The sequence below is a fragment of the Streptomyces sp. TOM-9 genome, from assembly GCF_056858595.1.
In genome coordinates this window covers 4,729,604-4,751,964 of record NZ_JBXEQB010000001.1, presented here as the reverse complement: position 1 = coordinate 4,751,964, position 22,361 = coordinate 4,729,604, and the positions used below count along the sequence as shown (strand labels likewise).

19 protein-coding genes are annotated in these 22,361 nt (G+C 74.6%); 7 read left to right on the top strand and 12 right to left on the bottom strand.

The genetic code is table 11. The annotated features are described in order from the left end of the window. Positions 1–25 precede the first annotated feature (25 nt). From AC1VWI_RS22055 to AC1VWI_RS22025, 7 genes are all read right to left on the bottom strand, one after another. Complete coding sequence (locus tag AC1VWI_RS22055; protein WP_499512741.1) at positions 26–874, bottom strand: class II glutamine amidotransferase; 849 nt, start codon at positions 872–874, stop codon at positions 26–28. 49 nt (positions 875–923) lie between these two features. Further along, positions 924–3,350, bottom strand: coding sequence for a SpoIIE family protein phosphatase (locus tag AC1VWI_RS22050; protein ID WP_499512740.1), 2,427 nt, complete (start codon positions 3,348–3,350; stop codon positions 924–926). A gap of 111 nt (positions 3,351–3,461) precedes the next feature. Next, entirely contained in the window at positions 3,462–3,986 is a 525-nt protein-coding gene (locus AC1VWI_RS22045; RefSeq protein WP_499512739.1) for a hypothetical protein, read from the bottom strand. After that, positions 3,983–5,452: an ATP-binding protein gene (locus tag AC1VWI_RS22040; protein WP_499512738.1), complete on the bottom strand. Its 1,470-nt coding sequence runs from the start codon at positions 5,450–5,452 to the stop codon at positions 3,983–3,985. The genes AC1VWI_RS22045 and AC1VWI_RS22040 overlap by 4 nt, the downstream gene beginning before the upstream one ends. A 7-nt stretch (positions 5,453–5,459) precedes the next feature. Beyond that, positions 5,460–6,140, bottom strand: coding sequence for a response regulator (locus tag AC1VWI_RS22035; RefSeq protein WP_499512737.1), 681 nt, complete (start codon positions 6,138–6,140; stop codon positions 5,460–5,462). Positions 6,141–6,157: 17 nt separating this feature from the next. After that, complete coding sequence (gene murJ, locus AC1VWI_RS22030) at positions 6,158–7,837, bottom strand: murein biosynthesis integral membrane protein MurJ (protein WP_499512736.1); 1,680 nt, start codon at positions 7,835–7,837, stop codon at positions 6,158–6,160. Then, a complete protein-coding gene (locus tag AC1VWI_RS22025) occupies positions 7,834–9,030 on the bottom strand; it encodes a lipid II:glycine glycyltransferase FemX (RefSeq protein WP_499512735.1) in 1,197 nt (398 codons plus the stop codon). Before AC1VWI_RS22025 ends, murJ begins: the two co-directional genes overlap by 4 nt. 215 nt (positions 9,031–9,245) lie before the next feature. Between AC1VWI_RS22025 and AC1VWI_RS22020 the strand changes: the two genes are divergently transcribed. Together AC1VWI_RS22020 and AC1VWI_RS22015 are read left to right on the top strand one after the other, a co-directional pair. Beyond that, positions 9,246–10,460, top strand: coding sequence for a L,D-transpeptidase (locus AC1VWI_RS22020; RefSeq protein ID WP_499512734.1), 1,215 nt, complete (start codon positions 9,246–9,248; stop codon positions 10,458–10,460). Positions 10,461–10,546: 86 nt separating this feature from the next. Beyond that, positions 10,547–11,476: an SDR family NAD(P)-dependent oxidoreductase gene (locus AC1VWI_RS22015; RefSeq protein WP_499512733.1), complete on the top strand. Its 930-nt coding sequence runs from the start codon at positions 10,547–10,549 to the stop codon at positions 11,474–11,476. Positions 11,477–11,500: 24 nt separating this feature from the next. Here AC1VWI_RS22015 and AC1VWI_RS22010 read toward each other — a convergent pair whose 3' ends face one another. Beyond that, positions 11,501–12,466: a DUF1152 domain-containing protein gene (locus tag AC1VWI_RS22010; RefSeq protein ID WP_499512732.1), complete on the bottom strand. Its 966-nt coding sequence runs from the start codon at positions 12,464–12,466 to the stop codon at positions 11,501–11,503. Between the two features lie 114 nt (positions 12,467–12,580). On the opposite strand from AC1VWI_RS22010, the gene AC1VWI_RS22005 reads away from it, so the two are divergent. Then, a complete protein-coding gene (locus tag AC1VWI_RS22005) occupies positions 12,581–13,447 on the top strand; it encodes an alpha/beta fold hydrolase (protein WP_499512731.1) in 867 nt (288 codons plus the stop codon). Positions 13,448–13,505: 58 nt separating this feature from the next. Here AC1VWI_RS22005 and AC1VWI_RS22000 read toward each other — a convergent pair whose 3' ends face one another. Further along, entirely contained in the window at positions 13,506–15,281 is a 1,776-nt protein-coding gene (locus AC1VWI_RS22000; RefSeq protein ID WP_499512730.1) for an alkaline phosphatase family protein, read from the bottom strand. A 234-nt stretch (positions 15,282–15,515) separates the two neighbouring features. On the opposite strand from AC1VWI_RS22000, the gene AC1VWI_RS21995 reads away from it, so the two are divergent. Both AC1VWI_RS21995 and AC1VWI_RS21990 read left to right on the top strand, forming a co-directional pair. Beyond that, positions 15,516–17,189 carry an LCP family protein gene (locus tag AC1VWI_RS21995; RefSeq protein ID WP_499512729.1) on the top strand — a complete coding sequence of 558 codons (1,674 nt, stop codon included), beginning with the start codon at positions 15,516–15,518 and terminating at the stop codon, positions 17,187–17,189. An 88-nt stretch (positions 17,190–17,277) separates the two neighbouring features. Continuing rightward, positions 17,278–17,688 (top strand): ester cyclase, encoded by a 411-nt coding sequence (locus AC1VWI_RS21990; protein ID WP_499512728.1) that lies wholly within the window; start codon positions 17,278–17,280, stop codon positions 17,686–17,688. A 39-nt stretch (positions 17,689–17,727) separates the two neighbouring features. On the opposite strand, the gene AC1VWI_RS21985 is transcribed toward AC1VWI_RS21990, so the two are convergent. Further along, positions 17,728–19,347 (bottom strand): sensor histidine kinase, encoded by a 1,620-nt coding sequence (locus AC1VWI_RS21985; protein WP_499512727.1) that lies wholly within the window; start codon positions 19,345–19,347, stop codon positions 17,728–17,730. Continuing rightward, positions 19,344–20,006: a response regulator transcription factor gene (locus tag AC1VWI_RS21980; protein ID WP_499512726.1), complete on the bottom strand. Its 663-nt coding sequence runs from the start codon at positions 20,004–20,006 to the stop codon at positions 19,344–19,346. The genes AC1VWI_RS21985 and AC1VWI_RS21980 overlap by 4 nt, the downstream gene beginning before the upstream one ends. A gap of 135 nt (positions 20,007–20,141) precedes the next feature. Between AC1VWI_RS21980 and AC1VWI_RS21975 the strand changes: the two genes are divergently transcribed. Further along, positions 20,142–20,780: a PepSY domain-containing protein gene (locus AC1VWI_RS21975; RefSeq protein WP_499512725.1), complete on the top strand. Its 639-nt coding sequence runs from the start codon at positions 20,142–20,144 to the stop codon at positions 20,778–20,780. A 63-nt stretch (positions 20,781–20,843) separates the two neighbouring features. Here the strand turns inward: AC1VWI_RS21975 and AC1VWI_RS21970 are convergent, their stop codons facing one another. Continuing rightward, positions 20,844–21,896, bottom strand: coding sequence for an alpha/beta fold hydrolase (locus AC1VWI_RS21970; RefSeq protein ID WP_499512724.1), 1,053 nt, complete (start codon positions 21,894–21,896; stop codon positions 20,844–20,846). A gap of 228 nt (positions 21,897–22,124) precedes the next feature. Between AC1VWI_RS21970 and AC1VWI_RS21965 the strand changes: the two genes are divergently transcribed. Beyond that, complete coding sequence (locus AC1VWI_RS21965) at positions 22,125–22,349, top strand: hypothetical protein (RefSeq protein ID WP_499512723.1); 225 nt, start codon at positions 22,125–22,127, stop codon at positions 22,347–22,349. Positions 22,350–22,361 lie beyond the last annotated feature (12 nt).

Below are 22,361 nucleotides of genomic sequence, written 5' to 3'. Positions count from 1 at the left end.
CCCCCGCGGGTTCCCGTGACGTGCGTCACGCGGCGACGCCGTCGGGTGCCGCGGGTGCGAAGGGCAGCAGCTCGTCCTGGCCGGGCCGCACCACCCCGAAGGTGCTCTCGGGGACCTCGTGCCACGCGTCCGGCACGTCGCCCAGGGGCTCGGACACCACGAGCCGGGTCTGCGCCGACACGCCCTGCAGGAACCACAGGTCCGGGTGGAGCTCCCGCAGCGTGTCCACCTTGCTGCTGTAGAACAGCGACCGCGACGCGTGCTCGCTGGAGTAGCGGAAGGCCCACAGGCTCTCCCCGTCGCTGACCGCCACCGTCATCTGGACGGGGAACTCGACCCCGTGCTCGTGCCCGGTCCGCTCCACCAGCCCGGCCATCCGCGACACGGCGCCGGGCACGTCCTGGTCGAGACCGAAGGTGAGGGCGAGGAAGAACATCACCTCGGAGTCCGTCGAGCCCTCGATGGAGGAGAACAGCGCCGGGTCGACGGCGAGTGAGAGGTCGCGGCGCAGCCGGTGGAAGTCGGTGATCGCGCCGTTGTGCATCCACAGCCAGCGGCCGTGCCGGAAGGGGTGGCAGTTGGTCTGCTGGATCGCGGTGCCGGTGGAGGCCCGTACGTGGGCGAAGAACAGCGGCGAGGCGACGTGGCGGGAGATCTCCCGCAGGTTGCGGTTGTTCCACGCGGGCCCGATGTCCCGGATGACCGCCGGGGTCTCCAGGTCCGTGGCGTACCAGCCGATGCCGAAGCCGTCCCCGTTGGTCGTCTCGACCCCCATCCGGGAGTGCAGGCTCTGGTCGATCAGCGAGTGCCGCGGTTTGTAGAGGATGTTGTCGAGCAGCATGGGCGTGCCCGAGTAGGCCAGCCACCGGCACATGTCGCACCATTCCCTTCCTCGTCCGCCGTCCCCGGGCGTCCGGCCGTCCTCAGGCGTCGGCCAGGGCGACCTCCGCCCAGATCGTCTTGCCCTCCTGGGTGTGACGCGTCCCCCAGCGTTCGGTGACCTGCGCCACCAGCAGCAGTCCGCGGCCGCCCTCGTCGAAGACCCGGGCCCGGCGCAGGTGCGGCGCGGTGCCGCTGCCGTCGGAGACCTCGACGATGAGCGTGGAGTTGTGGATGACGCGCAGCCCGATGGGCTGGGTTCCGTACCGGATGGCGTTGGTGACGAGTTCGCTGACCACCAGCTCCGCGGTGTACGTGATGTCCTCCATCCCCCACTCGGCCAGCCGGCGGGTGACCTCGGCGCGGACGCCGGCCACCGCCGCGGGCTCGGCGGGCACCTCCCAGCTGACGACCTGGGAGGCGTCCAGCACCTTGGTGCGGGCGACGACCAGGGCGACGTCGTCGTCCGGGGGTTCGGGGACGAGGGCCACCAGGCTCTCGCAGACGGACTCCAGGGAGCGGGCGGGCCGGGTGAGCGCGTGGCGGAGCCCGGCCATGCCCGTGTCGACGTCCCGGTCGGCGGTGGCGATGAGGCCGTTGGTGTAGAGCACGAGGAGGCTGTCAGGGTCGAGTGCGCACTCGACGGTCTCGAAGGGCAGCCCGCCCAGCCCGAGCGGGGGTCCGGGCGGCAGGTCGAGGAAGTGCGCGCCGCCGTCCGGCGCGGTCAGTACCGGCGGGGGGTGGCCCGCGCTGGCGGCGGTGCACATCCGTGAGACCGGGTCGTAGACCAGGTACAGGCAGGTGGCGACGAGGTCGGTGACGAGGTTCTCGCCGTCGCCCTCGGTGACCTCCTCCCCGGCGAGGTGGGCGACCAGGTCGTCGAGGTGCACGAGCAGCTCGTCGGGCGGCAGGTCGACGTCGGCGAGGGTCCGCACGGCCGTCCGCAGCCGTCCCATGGTGGCGGAGGCGCGCAGCCCGTGGCCGACCACGTCGCCCGCGACCAGCGCGACCCGGGCCCCGGACAGCGGGATCACGTCGAACCAGTCGCCGCCCACGCCCGCGCCGCTGCCCGCGGGCAGGTAGCGCGAGGCGACCTCCACCGCCTCCTGCCGGCCGAGCCGCTGCGGCAGCAGGCTGCGCTGGAGGGCCAGGGCGGTGGTGCGTTCGCGGGTGTAGCGGCGGGCGTTGTCGACGGCGACCGCGGCCCGGGCGCCGATCTCCTCGGCGACCTGCAGGTCGTCCTCGTCGAAGGGGTCGGGTCTGCGGTGCCGGGCGAGCACGGCGACACCGAGCGTGACGCCGCGGGCCCGCAGCGGGATGACCATCACCGAGTGGATCCCGTGCCGCCGCAGCATCCGGGCGCGCCCCGGGTCGCCCGCGGCCCAGACGTCGATGGCCCGGTCCACGGTGCCGTGCAGCGAGGCGCGGCCGGTGACGAGGGAGCGGGTGGGCGGGGAGTCCGCCGGGTAGTGGTCCAGTTCCCCGGTCGCGGTCACCGACTCGGGCATGCCGGGCAGGACGGACTGCTGGGCGGCGCGGCGGAGGGCGACGCCGGGGTCGCCGGCCTTCGGCTCCACCCCGCGGAACAGCGGGTCGAGCAGGTCGACGGTCGCGAAGTCGGCGAGGTTGCCCACCACGACGTCGGCCATCTCCTGGGCGGTGCGGCCCACGTCCAGCGTGCTGCCGATCCGGGTGCTGACCTCGTTGAGCAGGGCCAGCCGCTCCCGCGCCAGGTACTGCTCGGTGGTGTCGACGGCGGTGAGCTGGACGCGGGGGGTGCGCCGCAGCGGATCGGCGAGCGGGGAGAGCATGACCGACCAGGTGCGCGGCGCCGGTGCCGTCCGTGAGCGGATGCGCAGGTGCAGGTCGTGGGACTCACCGCTGGCCAGGACGTGCCGCACGCCCTCCTCGACGGCCTCGCCCGCGCTGCCGGGCAGGAACTCCGAGGGCCGTCTGTCCCGCATCTGCTCCTCGGTGCGTCCGGTCTCGCGCTGCATGCCCTTGCTGGTGCGCAGGGTCCGCAGCTCGTTGTCGAAGATCGCCATGGGCAGCGTGGACTGGTCGAAGGCCTCCTCGACCACGCTGTCCACCGCCCCCCAGTGCCGCCGGTCCACCGGGGAGGCCACGACGAGCCGCTGCGGCCGGCCGCGGCCGTCCAGCGACGGGTAGACCCGCACGGAGACGTCCAGGTGGCGCCCGTCCCGGCGGCGCAGCACCGATCTGCCGCCCCAGCCGAAGGGCATCGCGAGGAACCACTCGGTGGACCGGGCGGCGTCCGAGCCGAGCAGACGGGCGGCGGGCTGCCCCACGACCTCGTCGTGCCCGTACCCGAGCAGCCGCTCGGCCTCGCTGCTCCAGCCGGTGACGATGCCGTGGGCGTCCACGACGGCCGTGGCGGGTACGGCCGGTTCGGGCCGGGGAGGGAGGCCGCCGTCGAAGTCGTCGTCGAGGCTGGAATCTCGCATCGCCATCCGTCGCCGTTCTCGCCCGTCCTCTCCCGGCCCCCTCCGGGAGGCGGCTGCCTGGGCCCTCCTCCACTTCTACCGCTCCTGGAGCGTGCCCGCAGGTCGGCGCCGGCCGGTTCAGCGCGAGGCCGCGCCGGGCACGACGCCGCCGCAGCGTACGGGCGGGAGAGCGCCGTCGCCGCCGGCGAGGACGACCTCGGCGGTGCCCTCGTGGCCCTCGGCGTAGGCAGCGGTGCAGACCACCTGGCGCACGGCGTCGTCCTTCAGGCGCCGCACGGGGAACGGCAGCGTGACCCGGACGGTGCCCCGGGACGACGTGACGTCCACCGGCCCGGCGGAGGCGGGCAGCCCGGTGCCGAGTCCCGCCGCGCGCTCCTCGGGGGCGGGGCCGTCCAGCAGCACCGTGAGGACCTTCGCGGCCGCTACCGGCGGGGCCTGCGCGTCGTCCTCGGTCGCGCGCAGGACGGGCGTCAGGTGTCCCTCGGGGGAGAGGAAGAAGAGCGTCAGCCGGTCCGGTGTCCCGGGGAAGGCGTCGACGGTGGCCGGGCCGCCCGCCTCGACGACCCCGGATCCCGGGACCCCGCAGCCGGCCAGCAGGGCCGCCGCGGTGAGGAGCAGGACCGGGACGGGCCGGCGTCTCACGGTGCCGCCTCCGCGGCCGTACGGGGAGTGCCCAGCGGCATCCGCACGGTGAGGACGGCGCCGCCGTGCGGGCCGTTGGCGGCGCGGACCGTGCCGCCGTGCAGGCGGACGTTCTCCAGGGTGATGGCCAGGCCCAGTCCGCTGCCCGAGGAGCGGGTGCGGGCCGCGTCGGCCTTGTAGAAGCGGTCGAAGATGTGCGGCAGGACGTCCGGGGCGATGCCGGGACCGCTGTCGGAGACCTCGACGGCGAACCGCGCCTGCCCGCCGTCGGGTGCCTCGGTGTGCAGCCGCACCCGGACGGGGGCGCCGCCGTGGCGCAGCGCGTTCCCGACGAGGTTGGCGACCACGACGTCGAAGCGCCGCGGGTCGAGCCGGGCCCGGATGCCCGGGGGCAGTTCGGTGGCGACCTGCGCGGGATCCGTCCAGTGCCGGGTCGCCAGGGTCTTGCGGATGGTCTCGGCGACGTCGACCTCGTCGGCGTTGAGCTCGGCGGCCTTCGCGTCGAAGCGGGAGATCTCGATCAGGTCCTCGACCAGGACGGCGAGCTTGCCGGTCTCGGCGCTGACGAGGCGGACGGCGGCGGCGGTGTCCGGCGCGAGCCGGTCGGCGTCCTCGTCGAGCACCTCGGTGACGGCGAGCATCCCGGCCAGCGGGGTGCGCAGTTCGTGCGAGACGTCGGAGGCGAAACGGCGGGCCCGGGCCTCGGCGCGGCGCAACTCGTCCACCGTCCGCTCCAGTTGCAGCGCCGTGTCGTTGAAGGTGTACGCGAGGTCGGCGAGTTCGTCGCTGCCCTTGACGGGGATGCGGGTGTCGAGCTCGCCGCGGCCCATGCGCTGCGCCGCCGTGCGCAGGTCGCGGACCGGGCGGAGCACGCTGCGGGCGGCGAGCAGGGCGGGGACGAGGGCGATGACCAGCGCGGGCAGGGATCCGTCGCGGGCGGCGGTGAGCATCGCCCGGATGTCGTCCTCCTCCGTGGTCAGCGGCATCACGGCGTAGAGCACGAGCCCGCTGGCGCGGGCGGACAGCCCGGTCTTGAAGACGGTCGGCACGGCCATCGTCAGCCAGGGGGTGCCGTCCTTGTCGACCCGCTGGAACACGCCCCGGGGACTGGCCAGCGCGGCGCGGCGCAGCTCGGGCGTGATGACGGTGGAGACGGGGCTGGTGCCGGAGGAGACCCGCATCGAGCCGTACTCGGCGAACACCACCCAGGTGTGCGGCTTGCCCTTGCGGGCGATGTCGCGCAGCACCTCCTGGAGGGCCAGGCGGTCCATCGGGAGGGTGGTGCCGACGGTGCCCGCCTGCTCGCGGAAGGAGGAGACGGCGGTGTCCTGGGCCTGTTCGAGGATGGCGTTGCGCGCCTCGCGGTACGTGAGGGCGGCGGTGGTGCCCGCGCTGACGGCCGCGACGAGCAGGAAGGCCAGCACCAGCCGGGTGCGCAGCCCGATCCGGGCCCTCCAGCGGATCACCGGCGGCTCACAGCGGCCCGAAGCGGTAGCCGAAGCCGCGCAGCGTCTGTATGTAGCGGGGGTCGCCGGGCACGTCCTCGATCTTGTTGCGCAGCCGCCGGACGCAGGCGTCCACCAGCCGGGCGTCCGCGTGGTAGCTGTGCTCCCACACGTGCTCCAGCAACTGCTGCCGGCTGAAGACCTGTTCGGGTGCGGCGGTCAGGAACAGCAGCAGCTTCAGCTCGGAGGGCGCGAGCGCCAGCCGCTGCCCGGACTTGGCGACGCCGAGTCCGGCCCGGTCCACGGCGAGGTCGCCGTGGAACTCGACGGCCGGGCGGCCCCCCGGCTCCTCGATGCGGCGCAGCACGGCGCGGATGCGGGCCTCGATCACCTCGGTGCGGGCGGGTTTGACGATGTAGTCGTCGGCCCCGGCCTCCAGCCCGACGACGACGTCGAAGTCGTCGCCGCGGGCGGTGAGCATGATGATCGGCAACTGGCTCGTCTCGCGCACCTGGCGGCAGACCTGGACGCCGTTCATGCCGGGCAGCATCAGGTCCAGCAGCAGCAGATCGGGCTGGAACTCGCCGACGGCGGCGAGCCCGGCCTCGCCGGTCGCGGCCGTCCGTACCTCGTGACCGCGGCGGCGCAGGCCCAGTTCGACACCTTCGCGCACGGAGGGGTCGTCTTCGATCAGAAGAACGCGTGGCATGACCGGAGTATCGCAACTCATCGTGCACCGCGCCGCAGTTTGCCGAGCAGGGCCCGCCGGGCGGCCTCGACCTCGGTCAGCCGCAGCGGGCGGGCCGCGGCCGCGAAGACCAGCACCACGGCGGCCGCCCCGGCCGCCACGGCGGCGAGCGGCCCCGGTGGCGCGGCGAGGCCGGCCGCGAGCCGGCCCAGGGCGGCGGCGGGCACCGCGACGAGCAGCAGCCGGGCCAGCGAGCCCGCGGTCGGCGAACGCCACGGCCCTGGGCCGCCCTCCGGCGCCGCCAGCCTGCGGTCCAGCACGAACGCGGTGACCGCCCATCCCGCGAAGAGCGCCACCGAGTACGCCGCCGCCATGCCGGTGACCGCCCAGCGCGCGGGCAGCAGCAGGTAGGCGGTGACGGACAGCCCCGCGTTCAGCCCGGAGATCACCAGGTTGAGCAGGAAGGGGGTACGGGTGTCGCCGAGCGCGTAGAAGGTGCGCGACAGCACGTACTGCCCGGAGAAGGCGACGAGGCCGGGGGCGAAGGCCACCAGCGCGTTCGCCATGACCGCGACGTCGGCGGCGTCGGTCCTGCCGTGCTCGAAGACCAGGGCCATCGCCGGCCCCGCGAGCGCCAGCAGCGCGCACGCGGCGGGCACCACCATCGCGGAGCTGCTGCGCAGCGCGTACGCGACGTCGCGGCGCACCCGCGCCGGGTCGCCGTCGGCCGCCGCCGCGCTCATCCGCGGCAGCAGGGCGGTGACCAGCGAGACCGTCACGATGCCGTGCGGCACGGCCCACAGCAGGTAGGCGTTGTTGTACGCGGTGAAGCCGGCGCCGCCGTCGATCCCGAGGACCGCGGCGCGCTGTCCCGCGGACGTGGCGAGCCGGGTCACCACCCAGTAGGCGACCTGGTTGGTGAGCACCAGCAGCACCAGCCACCCGGCGGAACGCAGCGGCCGGGCCAGCCCGCTGTCACGCCAGTCGAACCGCGGCCGCCAGCGGAAACGTGCCGCCCGCAGCGAGGGCACCAGCGCCAGCGCCTGCACCGCGATGCCGGCCGTGGTGCCCCAGCCGAGCAGCGCGGTCTCACCGGCGGTCAGCCCGCCGCCGGTGCCGGCGGTGACCAGGTAGAGACCGAAGACGGCGATGACGACGAGGTTGTTGAGGACGGGCGTCCACATCATCGCGCCGAACCGGCCCCGGGCGTTGAGCACTTGACCGAGCAGCGTGAACAGGCCGAGGAAGAGGATCTGCGGCAGGCAGGAACGCGCGAAGGCCACCGTCGTCGCGGCCTGCGCCCCGGTGTAGCCGGTGTACACGGCCACGATCGCGGGCGCGGCGAGCACGGCCGTCGTCGTGATCAGCAGCAGCGCGACGGTGCACACGGTCAGCAGCCGGTCGGTGTAGGCGGCCCCGCCGTCCTCGTGCTCCTTGGCGGCCCTGACCAGTTCGGGCACGAACACCGCGTTGAGGGCGCCGCCCAGCAGCAGCACGTAGACGATCGTGGGCACCGAGTTGCCGACGGAGTAGCCGTCGGCGGCCAGGCCGACGCCGAGCGCCGCGGCGACGGTCGCGGACCGTACGAAGCCGGTCGCCCGGGAGACCACCGAACCCGCCGCCATGACGGCGCCGCTGCGCAGCACCGAGGCGGCGGCGGGGGCACCGGCCGGGGTGGCCGGCCCGTCGGCCGGGCGGGCCGCCACGGGGGCGCTCACCGGCGCGCCATGTAGGCCTGGAACGCCCGGTAGAGCGTGTGGTTGGCGGTGCCGTCCAAGGCCGTCTCCCATTCCCCCAGGGTCTCGACGACCTGCCCGCCGGTGCCGAGCTTCCATCGGGTCAGGCCGAACGCCCGCTCCTCCGGGTCGAGTGTGGAGGGTACCCCGCGCATGTCGTACTCCAGTGCGCCCTGTTCGTGGGCGTCCCGCAGCATCCGCCACTGCAGGGCGTTGGACGGGCGGACCTCGCGGCGGTGGTCCGCCGAGGCCCCCGTCTGGTACCAGACCCGCCGGCCCACGGTGATCATGGTGTGGGCGGCCAGCACCTCGCCCTGGTGACGGGCGAGGTAGAGCTTCATCCGGCCCGGCTGCTCGGCGTTGAGGGCCGCGTACTGGCGCTGGTAGTACTCCAGCGAGCGGCCCAGCCGGAAGCCGTCGCGCTCCTCGGTGATCCGCAGCAGCCGGAAGAACCCGGGGAGGTCCGCCGCGCCGCCCACGGTCACCTCGACGCCCGACCTCCCCGCCCGCCGTATGTTGCGGCGCCACTCCTGGTTGAGGCCCGACCACAGGTCGTCGGTGCTGCGGCCGGCCAGCGGGACCCGGAAGACGTGGCGGGGCTGGGCGTCCGCGTCCCCGCCGCCGTCCGGGCCGTCGCCGCCGCAGCGCCGCCAGCCGCGGGCCCGCAGCCGCTCGGCCACGACCGTGCCGAGCGGGTCGACCTCGCACGCCAGGACGTCGGACAGGCGCCGGCCGAGGCCGGTCGCGGCCTTCAGCGCGGCGGCGTCCCAGCGGCGGTGGGCGGGCGAGGGGCCGATGCGCACGGCGAAGGCCCCGAGTCCGCGCAGGTGGCGCAGGAGCGGCGTCAGCCAGGCGTCGACGTCCGGGTCGGCCCAGTCGGCGACCGGCCCCTCGGGCAGGTAGGCGAAGGACTTCCGCGTCCCGGGGAACTGCCGCAGCAGCACCAGCGCGCCCCCGCTCAGTTCGCCGCGCCCGGCGCCGTCCCCGGCGCCCCAGCCGAGGAACCGGGGCCGCCATCCCGGCTTCACCAGCGCCCACGACGGGTACTGGAGGAAGCTCGGACCGAGCGCCGACCCGGTACGGGACGCCAGGAACGAGCGGTACGTCTCCGCGCTGACCGGTCCGAGCCAGGCCTGCCGGGGGCCGCAGCCCGCCGTCACGAGCAGTGCCGACACTGCGCCTCCCTGAGGTGTGGTCGGGTGGGAACACAGGAAGGCTCACAGCCGTCCATGACCGTCCCGAGCGGCGAATGTGACCGGACCATGACCGTTTCTCACCAGCTGCCGTCATACGGCTCCCAGGCGCTCCACCAGGGCTTTCCGCGGCCTAGAGTCCCCGGGGTCCGGCCGTTTCCCGGCCGTGCTCTCCCCGTCCTTCCCGGAGGTCTCCGTTGTCCCGGAAACGTGTGGGCCCGATACGCCGGCCCCGCCTGCGCACCGCCGCCGTCGCGGCCGCCGCCCTGTCCGCCGTGCTGACCGCCTGTTCGGGCAGCGCCCCGGCGGTGACGCACGCGGCCGGCGACGCGGCGCCGCCGAAGGAGCGGGCGGCGACCGTCACCGTCACCCCGCACGGGGGGCGGGTCAGGGCCGGCGAGCCCGTCCGGGTCACCGCCGAGGGCGGCACCCTCACGACGGTCACCGTCGCCGGGCCGCACGGCAAGGGCGTGACCGGCACCCTGTCCGCGGACCGCCGCACCTGGACCTCGGACCGCAACGTCGTGCCCGGCGCCTCGTACACCGTCGAGGCCGTGACCCGCGCCCCGGGCGGGACCACCGGCACCAGCGAGTCCAGCTTCACCACGGCCGCCGCGGGAAAGGTCAACAAGGTGGACTGGCGGCCCGGCGACGGCACCACGGTCGGCGTGGCCCAGCCGGTCTCCCTCGTCTTCGACAACCCGGTGACCGACAAGGCCGCCGTGGAGAAGCAGCTCAAGGTGACCACCTCCGACGGCACCGAGGGCTCCTGGGGCTGGCTGAAGGACTACTCCGGCCGGGACCGCGTGGACTGGCGGCCCAGGCAGTACTGGCGGCCGGGCACCGAGGTCACCCTGGACGCCCGCCTGGACGGCACCGACTCCGGACCGGGCGGCGGCTGGTTCGTCCGCGACTACCGGGCCTCCTTCACCGTCGGCGCCCGGCAGGTGGTCAAGGTCGACCTCGACCGCAAGCGGCTCACCCTGCAGCGCGACGGCCGGACGGTCCGCACGGTCCCGGTCTCCGGCGGTACCCCCGGCCCGGACACCGGTTCGTGGCGCGGCACGGCGGTGGTGCTGGCGAAGGAGGGCACGGTCCGGATGAACTCCGAGACCGTCGGCCTCGGCGACGCCTACGACGAGACGGTCGAGGACTCGATCCGGCTGACCTGGTCCGGGATGTACGCGCACGCCGCCCCCTGGAACGCCGCGTTCTTCGGCCGGGCCAACCGCAGCCACGGCTGCGTCGGGATGAGCGACGCCGACGCGGACTGGCTGTACTCCCAGGTCCGGGTCGGCGACCCCTTCGAGATCACGGGGTCGGAGGCCAAGGGCACCGTCGCGCCGAACAACGGCTTCGGCGACTGGAACGTGGACTGGGACCGGTGGCAGGACAAGAGCGCGCTGCACTGACCCGCGTCCGGGGGCGCCGGGGACGGCCCGCGGTGGTTGCCTGGAAGGGGTGGCACCACCGCACCGCCGAGAGGAAGGGCAGCGCCATGACCGGCTCCGGCTTCACCGCACAGTCCACCGCCGCCGAGGTCGCCGGCGGCATCGACCTCACCGGCCGCCGCGCCGTCGTCACCGGCGCGGCCTCCGGCATCGGCCTGGAGACCGCCCGTGCCCTGGCCGGCGCCGGCGCCGAGGTCACCCTCGCGGTACGGGACACCGCCGCCGGCGAACGGGCGGCCGCGCAGGTCGCGGCCGGCGGCGGGCGGGTCCTGGTCGCCCCCCTCGACCTCGCGGACCAGCGCTCGGTGGCGGCCTTCGCCGCCGCCTGGCACGGCCCCCTGGACGTCCTCGTCAACAACGCCGGGGTGATGATGACCCCGCAGACGCGCACGCCCGAGGGCTGGGAGCTGCAGTTCGCGACCAACCACCTCGGGCACTTCGCGCTCACCACCCGCCTGCGTCCGGCCCTGGCCGCCGCGGGCCGCGCCCGCGTGGTCTCCCTCAGTTCGGTCGCCCACCTGCGCAGCCCGGTGCACTTCGACGACCTCCACTTCCGTGTCCGCCCGTACGACGCCGGCCTCGCCTACGCCCAGTCCAAGACGGCCAACGTCCTCTTCGCGGTGGAGGCCAGCCGGCGCTGGGCCGCGGACGGCGTGACCGTCAACGCCGTCCACCCGGGGGCGGTCCTGGGCACCAACCTGTCGCGGCACCTCACCCGCGAGGCCCTGGACGCCGCCGCCGCGTCCGGCGGCCACACCTTCAAGACCCCGCAACAGGGGGCCGCCACCGTCGTGTTCGTCGCCACCGCGCCCCGGCTGGAGTGCGTCGGGGGGCGCTACTTCGAGGACTGCGCCGAGGCCCACCGCCACATCCCCGGGACCTCCGGCGGAGTCGCCGACCACGCGCTGGACCCGGACGCGGCCGCGCTGCTGTGGCAGGTGTCCCTGGAGGCCCTCGCGGCGGACGTGCGCGGCTGACCGCCGCCGGCGGCGCGGGGACGGTCAGTGCGGGAAGGTCCGCGGCGGCCGTTGGCGCGGCAGTTCGTCGCGGAACTCCTCGACGACCGAGCTGATCTGCCGGGTGAGCTGCGTCCCCTCCAGCCGGTCGAGGTAGAGGTTGCGGGCGGCCAGCCCGACCGCGTCCACGCAGAAGTAGACCGCCATCAGCGGGTTGACGAACAGTTCGCTGTGCCGGGTGCGCTCGGTGAACCGTACGTTCCCGAATTCGCCGCGCACAGCGGCCGCGACCGAACCGTGGACGATGCTCGGGTGGTCCGGGGTCGCCTCCTGGGCGTGCGCGACCGCCGCCAGGTAGAGCCGCCCCTCACGGCTGTCGCGGGGCAGTGAGAACGCGCCGAGGTACGCCCCGTCGCGCTCCAGGGCCGCCAGGTTCTCCAGCACCAGGGAGTGGTTCACCCCGTGGTAAGCGTCGACGCCGAAGCCGAGGCAGGCCACCAGCCGCTGCGGGACGCCGGTGAGCCCGCCCACCGCGGCGAGGCTGGCCATGTCCTCCTCCGGCGTGCCGAGTCCGCTCTCGTCGCCGCGCATGAGGATGTCGGTGCCGCCGTCCACCAGCACGATCGCGTCGACCCCGCCGAGGTGGCCGATCAGCGCCCGGTACGCGGCGCGCAGCGGTTCGACGCCCGCGCGGCACAGCGCGTACACGGTCGAGGGCAGGCCCTGCGACTCCAGCCAGCGGGCGAGGGTCCGTTCGGGGAAGTAGTCGCCGCGCGCGGCCGTGGAGGGGCGCACGGCGGCGACGTCGTGGTCCAGCCACACGTCGAGGTCCAGGCCGTACAGGTCCGCGAAGGAGAGGTTGGCCAGGTGGACCTCCTTGCCCGCCGCGCGCAGCGCGAGCGCGATCGGCAGCCCGGCGTAGACGTCGAAGCCGCCGCCGGCCCCGGCGACGAGGATCCGCCGCGCGTCGCGCAGCCGGGTGAACAGGGCGGGTTCGAGGAGGGAGAACACCGGGGGACGGTAGCAGCGGGCCGCGCCCCGGGGCAGTGGGTTTCCGCTCCCGGGGCGGGCGTTGGCCCGCCCGGTCCCGGGGCCGTGTCGGTGCCCGCCCCTAGACTCGGCCGGATGGTGACGGAGACGGATATCGCACTCGCCGACGGGCGGACGCTGCACGTGTACGACACCGGGCCGGGCGGACCGGGCCGTGGGGAGGACGGCGCGGAGCTGGCCGTCCTGTGGCACCACGGCACGCCCAACATCGGCACGCCCCCCGAACCGCTCTTCGCGGCGGCCGCCGGGCACGGCATCCGGTGGGTGGGCTACGACCGCCCGGGATACGGCGGTTCGACGCCCCGCCCGGGCCGGGACGTCGCCTCGGCCGCCGGTGACGCGGCGGCCGTCGCCGACGCCCTGGGCATCGGCCGCTTCGCGGTCATGGGTCACTCCGGCGGCGGCCCGCACGCGCTGGCCTGCGCGGCCCTGCTGCCGGACCGCGTCCTGGCGGTGGTCAGCGGGTCCGGCCTGGCGCCGTTCGGTGCGGAGGGGCTCGACTGGTTCGCCGGGATGGGGCCGTCCGGCGCGGCGGAACTCGGCGCGGCGGTCCGGGGGCGCGCGGCGCTCGAAGAGGCGCTGGCCTCCGGCGACTTCGACCCCGAGCTGTTCACCCCCGGGGACCACGCCGCGCTGGCGGGTGCGTGGGGATGGCTGGGTGACGTCGCGGGCAAGGGGATCGAGAGCGACCGGGGCGGCATGGTCGACGACGACCTCGCCTATGTGGCGCCGTGGGGCTTCGACCCGGCCGACGCAGCCGCGCCCGTCCTGGTCCTGCACGGCGAGGCGGACCGCATGGTGCCCGCCGCGCACGGCGTGTGGCTGTCCCGGCGGTGCCCGGACGCGGAGTTGTGGCTGCGGCCCGGCGAGGGGCACATCTCGGTCCTCGGCTCCGCGGGCGCCGCGCTGGACTGGCTCGCCGAGCGGTCCCGGCGGGGCTGAGCACGCCCCGGCGCCGTCCACAGGCTGTGGACGGCGCCGGGTGCGTACGGGAGGGCGGTCACGGGGAGGGCCGGGACCCGTACGCGGTGAGGAAGCGGTCGCGGAAGGTGTCCATCCGCCAGACCGGGGCGTCGTGCGCGGGCTGCAGCCCGTCGGACCAGCCCCAGCCGTCCGTCCGGTCCAGCACGGCCTTGTCGTGGGCGACGATCGCGACCGGCACGTCGCTGGTCGCGTCGCTGCCGGTGACGACGGGGGACGGCTGGTGGTCGCCGAGGAAGACGAGCACGGTGTCCTTGGTGCCGTACTTCGCCACGTACTGGACCAGGCTGTTCACGGAGTACTGGATGGAGTTGCCGTACTCGGTGCGGATGCCGGAGCGGTCCTTCCACACCTCAGCCGGGTCCTTGCCCTGCTCGCTGATCCCGTCGTAGACCGAGCCGTCGCCCACCCTGTCCCAGTCGATCATCTCGGGGATGGGTGCCCAGGGGCGGTGGCTCGACACCAGGATGATCTCCGTCATCAGCGGCTTGTCGTGCGGCCGGCCGTGCTCCAGCCGCTGGAAGGCCGACAGGCTGTACTGGTCGGGTACCGGCGCCCAGCTGAACTTCGGGCCCTGGTAGCCGAGGTCCCGGGAGTCGTAGACGTGGTCCAGGCCGTAGAACGCCCCCTCCGGCCAGGAGGCCGTGACGCCCGGCATGATGCCGACCGTGCGCCAGGCGCCGGTGCGCTTGAAGGCGTCCGTCAGCGTCAGCCGGTCGCTCGTGACGACCGAGCGGTAGCGCTGCTGGTTGGGCACCCACAGACCGGACAGGAAGGTGGAGTGGGCGAACCAACTCCCGCCGCCGTACGTGGGTGAGGTCAGCCAGCCGCTCCGGGAGGAGAACCCGGCGGCCTGCAGCCTGCGGGTCCCGTCCGCCAGCGCCGCGTCGACCCCGGGCGCGATCCTGGGGTCCTCGACGGCACTGCGGCCGTAGCTCTCGACGAAGGCGAAGATGACGTCCTTGCCGCGGAGCGCGGTCAGCATCCGGTCACCGGGGGTGCCGGCGAAGGCGTCGTGCGCCGCCGCCTCGGCGAACTCCTCGCGGTCCCGCAGCGAGGCCCGGACGTCGTCCGCGCGTTCCCTGACGAAGGCCGAGGACTCCCGCGAGGCGACCGGGGCGTCGCCCGTCTCCAGCCCGAGCGCCGCGCAGAGCACCCAGACGGTGCCGAGCACGAGGGCGGCCCGGGTCGTCCCCCGGCCGTCGCGGTCCACGAGCCGGCTCAGCCGGACCGCCGACAGGACCGTCAGGGCGGGCACGAGGAGGACGAGGAACGCCACCCCGACCGCCGCGGCGACGGCGTACGCCCGGCCGGAGGTGGCCGTCAGGTACCCCTCGCCGTCGGCGAGCAGGCTCCAGTCGAAGACCGGGTCGAACCGCCGGGCGAACACCTCGTAGAAGCCCATGTCGAGGAACTTCAGCAGGAGTAGCAGGCCCAGGCCCAGGCCGATGAGCACGGCCACCGGCCTTCGGGCGCGCCGCGGCAGGGCGATCAGCAGCGCCGCCCCGAGCAGCCCCTCCACGGGCAGCCGGACGAAGTGGCCCGGCCCCATGGAGGAGAGCCGGTCCGGCAGGACGAGCGCGGCCAGGACGACCACCGCGGCCAGCGCCGTCGTCCCCCCGCGCAGCGCCCGGGCCGCCGCGGGACGTCGCTCCCGCCATCCGGTGCGCGCGGGGGTGCCGCCGCCGGGGGCGCCGCCCCCGTCCGCGGGTGATGCGTCGTCCGGCGGGTCCCCCTCCACCGCCGGTCCGTCGTCCGTCGTGCCCGGCCGGTGAGAGCGCGTGAAGAGCGACACCCCGAAGGTCCTTCCCTGTGAAGTGCGGTGACGGCACGGCGGGCCAGGCGCGGGTGTCGGGACCGCCGCCACTGGTACGGCCCGGCGGCGGCACCGGTTCAACCACCACGCAAGTCCCTTGGTCCCCCTGTCGCAGCGGGAGTTGACCGCCCCGGGGGCAACCATGTGCGGCATTCGTATGTCTGAACGGATGCCCCGGGCCGGCTGGGGTGTGGACGGAGGCCCCGTACGACCGTGGACAGGCACGACGGCAGCGACATCGACCCCGCGGACCAGTGGGTCCTCGACCCGGAGACCGGTTCCTACCGGCTGCGGCTGGACTCCGACGCCCCACCGGCGCCCACGGTGCCCCGGCAGGGCGGGCGGCGGGCACGCCGCGAGGAGCAGCGGCCGGTCCCGGCACCGCGCGGCGGCCGCCGCGCGGGGACCGCGACGTCCCGCAAGGCCAAGCGGTCCACGAAGCGCAAGGTGCTGATGTGGACCGCGGGCACGCTCGGTTTCCTGGTGCTCGCGGGCAGCGCGGGGGCCTACCTCCTGTACCGGCATCTCGACGGCAACATCGCCACCGTGGACGTCGGCACGGCGGGCAGCAAGCAAGCGACCAGCAAGGACGCGGTGAACATCCTGGTCATCGGCACCGACAGCCGCGAAGGCCTGGGCGCGAAGTACGGGGACGCCGGCAGCGTCGGCCACGCGGACACCACGATCCTCTTCCACGTGGCGAAGGACCGGTCGAACGCGACCGCGATGAGCATCCCGCGCGACATGGTCACCGGTATCCCGGCTTGCCCGACCAAGCAGAAGGACGGCTCCACCAAGACCATCCCGGCCACCCCCCAGAGAGCCACCACCCCGCGCTTCAACGAGAGCCTGGGTCAGGACGGCCGCGACCCGGGTTGCACCATGCGGACCGTCACGAAGATCACCGGCCTGCCGATCGACCACTTCGTGCTGGTCAACTTCGAGGCCGTGAAGACCCTGTCCACCGCGGTCGGCGGGGTGCCGGTGTGTCTCACCCACCCCATCCACGACACGACCGACAAGGGGGAGGGTTCGCACCTGAACCTGTCCGCGGGACCGCACGAGGTCCAGGGCGAGCAGGCCCTGGCCTTCGTCAGGACCCGGCACTCGCTGAAGAACGGCAGCGACCTGGACCGCATCGACCTGCAGAAGCAGTTCCTGGCGTCGATGATCCGTCAGATGAAGTCCGGTGACACCCTCACCGACCCCGGGAAGCTCTTCCAGCTGGCGAACGCCGCCACCAAGTCGCTCACCGTGGACACCGGCATCGGCGGCGTCGGGAAACTCACCGACCTCGCCAAGGACCTCAACCGGGTCGACCCCGAACACATCACCTTCACGACGCTCCCGGTCGTCGACAACCCGGCCGAGGTGGGGTTCCACGCGACGGTCGTCGTGGACGACACGAAGGCGCCCGCGCTCTTCAAGGCGATCAAGAACGACGTCTCGCTGACCGCCGCGAAGAAGAAGCCCGCGGCCGCCGACTCCAAGCTCCGCGGCGCCAAGGCGGACCCGTCGCAGGTCCGGGTCGTCGTCTACAACGCCGGCGGCCCCCAGGGCGCGGCGCAGGACACCCTGGAGTGGCTGCAGAACACCGAGGGCGTCTCCCACTCCACCAACGGCGGCAACGCGCCCGGGGGGAAGCAGGACCGCACGACCCTGGCCTACGGCCCCGACCAGGCGGACCAGGCCCGGGCCCTGGCCGCGATGATGGGCCTGCCGTCCGGCGCCCTGCACCCCGCGACGGCCGACGCAGGACCCCGCGCGGACATGACCCTCACCCTCGGCGGTGACTACCTGGGCGCCGGGAAGCCGCTCGCCGACCCGGACGCGGTCCCGGACGACATCCCGCAGTCGCACGCCGACAAGAAGGCGTGCGTCGGCTGATCGCCGGCAGGCCGCCCGGGCGGGCCGCGCCTACGGTGGAAGGAAGGGGCGCCCCGGCGCCCGAGATCGCGACCGCAAGGAGCGCGGCATGTCCCGCAGCGACAACCTCTCCGTCCTGGAGGGCTTCGGTACGGCGGTGAACAGCGGCCACCTCGGCGAGATCGGCGAGTACGTCGCGTCCGGCTCGGTGGACCACGACCCCGCTCCGGGGCAGGGCCCCGGGCCGGAGGGGTACGAGGAGATGTTCGGCGCGATGCGGCGGGCCTTCCCCGATCTGCACGTCGAGGTCGAACACGTCATGGCCACCGACAACGAGATCGCCTTCGCGTACACCATCACCGGCACGCACCTCGGCGAGCTGATGGGCCACGCCCCCACGGGGCGGACCGTCAGCTACCGGGGCATGCAGATCAGCCGGTTCGAGGACGGGAAGATGGTCGAGCGCTGGGGGAGCAGCGACGAACTCGGCATGCTGCGCCAGCTCGGCGTCGCCCCCTGACCCCTCGCCCGGCGCGAGCCCCGCCCCTCCCGGAGCCCGTCAGTCCGCGGCCGCCGCCGGCAGGCGGAGTTCGAAGAGGGCACCGCCCGCCGGGGCGGTGCCGACGGTGAGCGAGCCGTCGTGGCGGTGGGCGACGTCGCGGGCGATGGCCAGGCCGAGACCCGCACCGCCCTCGTCGCGGCTGCGGGCGTCGTCGAGCCGGACGAAGCGCTCGAAGATGCGCTCGCGCTCGGCGGGCGGGACGCCGTCGCCGTCGTCGCCGACCGCGAGGACGACCAGGCCGTCCCGCAGGCGTACGGTCACGGTCACCTCGGCGCGCGCGTGGCGCTGGGCGTTGTCCACGAGGTTGCCGACGACCCGGGCCAACTGGCCGCGCGAGCCCGCCACGTCCCGGAGCGGTTCGACGTCGACGGTCACCGGGACCCGGTCGGCGGGCCGCCTGCGGACCTCCTCGCCGACCAGTTCGCCCAGGTCGACCCGCCGCCGCGCGGGCCGTTCGCCCGCGTCGAGGCGGGCGAGCAGGAGCAGGTCCCCCGCCAGTTGCTGCAGCCGCTCGGTGTCCTTGACGGCGCCCGGGACGTCGAGCAGGTGCGGATGGGCCGAGCCGACCTCCAGCTGTGTGCGCAACGAGGCGATCGGGCTGCGCAGTTCGTGCGAGGCGTCGGCGACGAAGCGGCGCTGCCGCTCGACCGCGGCCTCCAGCGCGGTGAGGGTCTCGTTGGTGGTGCGCGCCAGCCGGGCCACCTCGTCGCGGGCGGCCGGCTCCGGCACACGCCGGGAGAGGTCCTCGGAGGCCGTGATCGCGGCCATCTCGCGCCGGATGCCCTCCACCGGAGCGAGTGCGCGGCGGGTGACCCGCCAGGTCGCGCCGCCGATCACCAGCAGCAGCAGGGGCAGTCCCGCCAGCATGGCCGCCGCCGCGGTGTTCACGGCGCTCTCGCGGGCCGCCAGGGAGGTGCCCGCGTGGATGAGGACGGTCTGCCCGGCGAGGTCGGTGGCCTTGATCGTCGCGAACCGGTAGTCGGCGGTCCGTCCGTCCAGCGTGGCCCGTCCCGTGCCGTGCACGACCGTCCGGCCGATCTCGCCGACCACCGGGTCGTCGCCCGCGGCGGGTGAGGGTGTGGCGCCGCCGCCGTGCCGGTCGTCGTCCTCGCCGCCGCGCGTCGCGTCGTCCCGGCCGCCCCGGCCCCGGCCGCGCCCGTGGCCACCGTCGTCCTCGCCGCCGCCGTGGTCGTCGCCGCTCTCCGCGGTGCGGCTCGGCACCGCGGAAGGGGTGGGCGAGGGCGTGGGCGAAGGCGTGGGTGTGGGTGTGGCGGCGGGCTCGCGGACGGCCCTGACGGCGCCGACCCCGGTGCCGCTGATCCGTTCCAGGCCCCTGCTCACCGCCAGCAGCCGCCCGTCCTCGGTGGTCACCTGCACCGGCACGCCCTCGGGGAGCCGGAGCCGGGCGTAGCGGTCCGCGCCCGCCCCGCGGCTGGCGACGTCGAGGGCGATCCTGCGGGCCGAGTCGTCGGCCTGGCTCTGCGCCTGGCCCGTGAGGTTGGCGCGCAGCGAGAGCAGCACGGCCACCCCGGCGGCCACCAGTGCGACCGCGACCACGAGCGTGGCGCCGAGCGACATCTTGGCCTGGACGGTGCCGAGGGGGCGGGGGCGTCTCATGCCGAGGCCAGCCGGTAACCGGCGCCGCGCACCGTCTGGATGAGGTCCGCGCCGAGCTTGCGGCGCAGGGTGCTGATGTACACCTCGACGATGTTGGGGTCGCCGTCGTACGCGAAGTCCCAGACGTGCTCCAGGATGCGGGACTTGCCGACCACCTGCCCGGCCCGCACCGCGAGCTGCTCCAGCACGGCGAACTCCTTCGCGGTCAACGTCACTTCGCTGTCGTTGCGGAAGACCCGGCGGGCGGCGGTGTCCAGCACGAGGGTGCCCAGCCGCAGCACGGGCGAGGCCCCCGCCGAACCCCGGCGCCGCAGCAGCGCCTTGACCCGGGCCACCAGCACGACGTACGAGAACGGCTTGGTCAGGTAGTCGTCGGCGCCGGTGTCGAGGCCCTCCGCCTCGTCGTACTCGCCGTCCTTGGCCGTGAGCATCAGGATGGGGACCTCGTTGCCCGCCTCGCGCAGTGCGGCGCAGACGCGGTAGCCGTTCATGCCGGGCAGCATGATGTCGAGCACGACGAGGTCGTGGACGCCCTCCCCCGCCCGGTGCAGCCCCTCGAGCCCGTCGTGGACGACGTCCACGGCGAAGCCCTCGGCCGTCAGCCCCCTGGCCAGCGAGACCGCGAGCCGTCTCTCGTCCTCCACGATGAGCACACGCATGGGGTCCAGCCTCCCAAATCGAACCTGAAGAGATCTTCAGGTGGTTTCAGGCTGCCTTCAGCCTGTACCGGCGACATTGAGGTCACGGAACAGACCTGACACAGACCGGGTACGGCCCGGTCGGAAGGGCTCCTCATGAAGCGCAACACGACCGTCGCGGCCATCGCGGCCGCGGTCCTCGTCGCCGGGGGCTACACGGCGTTCGCCACCGGCGGCCACGACGGCGGGCGCGACGGCGGGCGCGACGACGCGCGCGGCACGGTGTCCTCGACCGCCACGCCCGGGGCGACCCCGGGACACGACGCGGGCGACGACCACGGCTCCCCGGGCATCACGGCCAGCCGGGCCGCGGCCGCCGCGGTCGCGCACACGCCGGGCACCGTCACGAAGATCGAGCCGGACGACCGTCACCGCGGCTACTGGGAGGTGTACGTGACGGACGCGGCCGGGGTCGTGCACGAGCTGCACGTGGATGCGCGGACGGGCCGGGTCACGGAGGACGACCGGCACCGTGGCCGCACACGCTCCGGTGACGCGTCCCGCACCGCCTCGCCCGCACCGGCGACGACGCGGCCCGGGTACGACGACCACGGCGGCGACCGGGCCGGCAGCGACGACCCCCCGGGAGACGACCACGGCGGCGACCGGGCCGGCAGCGACGACCCCCCGGGAGACGACCACGGCGGCGACCGCGTGCGGGACGACGACCGCTCCGGTGACGACCACGGCGGGGGCCACGGCCGGGGCCGGGGCCGCGGCGGCGACGACCACTGACGTCGTCCCCCGCGTGGCCGGGCCCCCCGCGCTCGGCCACGGGCGCCGCCCCCGCCGGACCCCTCAGAGCCGCCCGACGTCCACCACGGCCTGGGCGAAGGCCGCCGGTGCCTCCTGCGGCACGTTGTGCCCGATGCCCTGCAGCGTGCGGTGCGCGTACTTCCCGGTGAACTTGGCCCGGTAGGAAGAGCCGTTGCCCGGCGGTGTGAACGGATCGACCGCCCCGTCGAGGGTGATCGTGGGCACGGTGACGACGGGCCCGCGGGCGAGCCGTGCCTCGATGTCGTCGTACCGCGGGTCGCCCTCGGTCAGGCCGAGCCGCCAGCGGTAGTTGCCGATGACGATGGGGACGTAGTCCGGGTTGTCGAAGGCCGCCGCGGTGCGGTCGAACGTGGCGTCGTCGAAGCCCCAGGTCGGGGAGTTGAACTTCCAGACGAGCCGGCCCAGGTCGTGCCGGTAGCGCTCCAGCCCCTTACGGCCCCGCTCCGTGGCGAAGTAGTACTGGTACCACCAGGCCCATTCCGACTTCGGCGGCAGCGGCTGCTTGTTCGCCTCGCGGTTGGTGATCAGGTAGCCGGTCACCGAGACCAGCCCCTTGACCCGCTCCGGCCACAGCGCCGCGATGATGTCCGCGGTCCGCGACCCCCAGTCGAAGCCGGCCAGGACCGCCTTCTTGATCCCCAGCGCGTCCATGAGCGCCACGATGTCCAGGGCGAACACCGCCTGCTGGGCGTCGCGCGGGGTCGAGCGGGACAGGAAGCGGGTCGTCCCGTGACCGCGCAGGTAGGGGACGACCACCCGGTAGCCCTTCGCCGCCAGCAGCGGTGCGACGGCGACGTAGCTGTGGATGTCGTACGGCCAGCCGTGGAGCAGGATCACGGCGGGACCGTCGGCCGGTCCCGCCTCGGCGTAGCCGACGTCCAGCACCCCGGCCTCCACCTGCTTCAGCGGGCCGAACGCCGCCGCGTCGCCGGGCCGTTCCTTGCCGGGGGCCCTGGGCGGCGCCGGCTTGTTCTCGTCCGGTCCGGTCGTCGCGCACCCCGAGGCGAGCCCGGCCAGTGTGGCCGCGACCGCCCCCGTGCCGACGATCGTGCCGAAGGTCCGCCTGTCGATCATCCGAGGCCTTCCGTGGGATGCGGGCGCGGGCACTGAGGTAGCCCATGCCCCGTGCGCCGCCGTCCGCGTCGCCGGACCGGCAAATGTCATCCCCATGGCACAGGTCCCGGCGGCCGCGGTGAGGGCCGGACGGGTGAAGTCGGGGGCACGGCGCAACCGGTGGGCGGAGCGGGGCTGTCCTGCACGGCGAGTCCGGTCGACACCGTCCGAGATCCGAGAGGAAACACCATGAACCTTCTCGATACTCCGCAGCAGTCACTGGGTGGCGTCCCGGTGGGGGCCCATCTGGCCGCCGTCGACGCGCGCTGGGTCGAGCTCCACGCCGCGCTCATCGCGGCCGGGGTGCCCCCGCTCCCGGGGGACAGCGACGCGGTGCACACCCTCGCCCGGCAGCTCGACGACGCCACGGTCAGCGCCGTCGTCGCCTGGATCGACAGCGCCGCCTCCCGCTGAGCCCGGCCAGGG